Source organism: Actinomadura sp. NPDC048032 (genome assembly GCF_040653175.1).
Classification (GTDB): domain Bacteria; phylum Actinomycetota; class Actinomycetes; order Streptosporangiales; family Streptosporangiaceae; genus Spirillospora; species Spirillospora verrucosospora.
Genome location: NZ_JBEZJP010000788.1, coordinates 1 through 1,488, shown reverse-complemented (window position 1 = coordinate 1,488; position 1,488 = coordinate 1). Strand labels below are relative to the sequence as shown.

At 69.0% G+C, this 1,488-nt stretch carries 1 protein-coding gene; it reads left to right on the top strand.

Translation table 11 applies throughout. The features are described from left to right. Positions 1–414: 414 nt before the first annotated feature. Positions 415–1,488: MFS transporter (locus tag AB0C69_RS42220; protein ID WP_360362564.1), on the top strand; the 1,074-nt coding region annotated here is incomplete at its 3' end.

Sequence of the window (1,488 nt, the reverse complement as noted above, 5' to 3'; positions counted from 1 at the left end):
CTTCCCGCTTCCGCCGCCAGAGGGGCGGCAGCGGGAAGCGCGTCCCGCACCGATCCCCACGATCGGCATACCGTCGTTCAAGAGTCGTACGAGACTCGCCCGCGGGAAGTCGTTTTTCGACAATCGACCCGTTTCTCGCCGCGATCTCCACTAGAGTCTGCCTGCGACCCCGGCACTACGGGGCCGCAGGCTTTCTTCTCGGTATGAACGCGCCCGGAGCTTTTCGACCGTTTTCCTTTCGCCGCTCATGCCCTCGGACGGAAAGCCATTCGGGCCGGCGCACCCATTGCCGCCGCCCGCTGGTCGGCGCCCGGTCGCACCTCGACCGAACCGGCCACCATCGGTTCCGGGAAGGATGCAACAGGTGGCCGCTTTCGACGGCGCGAGCGGGTCCACGTGAAACCACGAGCGTCCATGCCACGGGATTTCACCTTCCTGTGGAGCGGGTCGGCCGCCTCCCAGCTCGGCACCATGAACGCGGCCATCGCGATCCCGCTGCTGGCGCTGTCGCTGACCCGCTCGCCGGTCTTCGCGGGCTGGGTCGCCGCGGCCGGGACGTGCCCCCGGCTCCTCCTCTACGTGCCCGCGGGCATGCTCGCGGACCGCTTCGACCGCCGGCGCATCATGCTGACCTGCCAGTACACGCGGTTCGGCGTGTCGGTACTGCTGGCCGTCGGCCTCGCCCTGCACTACCACCCCGGCCTGCTCCTGGTCGGCGCGGCCGCGGCGGACGGCGCGCTCGCGGGCCTGTACAGCCTGGCCGAGGTCGCCGTCGTCAAGCGCGTCGTCCGCCCCGACCAGCTTCCCGAGGCGATGGCGAGAAACGAGGCAAGGGGCCATATCGCGCTGCTTCTCGGCCGCCCGCTCGGCGGATTCCTGTATGGCCTGGACAGGGCGCTGCCCTTCGCCGCCGACGCTCTCTCCTCCCTTTTCTCCGCCCTCACGCTGCACTGCGTGCGGGAGAAGAATTTCGCACCGGAGGAACAGCGGGACCCCGAACCCACCGATTTCGGAAAGTGCGTTCGCTTCATCCTGGGCCACCCATTCCTGTGCATGGTGATCGCCGTGTGCGCGGTGACGAACTTCGCCTTCCAGATCATCTTTCTGAGGCTCGTGGTGCAGGCGGACCAGGAGTTCGCCTCCACTTCGATGATCGGCATTCTCTTCGCGGCGTCCGGGCTCGGGGGCACGCTCGGCGCCGTCGCGGCGTCCCACCTTTCCCGGCGCTACCGCCTGGCCCAGGGCAACCGGCCGATGCGGCTGCTGTTCTGCTGCGTCTGGGGATGGTTCGCGATGACCGCGATCGTGACGGCCTACGACAGCCCGCTGGCCGGGCTCGCCGCCTGGGGCGGGATCAGCTTCATCGGCGCGCACATGAACGTGGCGCTCACCGTCTACCAGGCGACGTGGATCCCCGACGACATGCTGGCGCGGGTGGCCAGCATCAACAGCCTCGTCACGCAGAGCGCCGTCCCCCTGGGGTCGCTG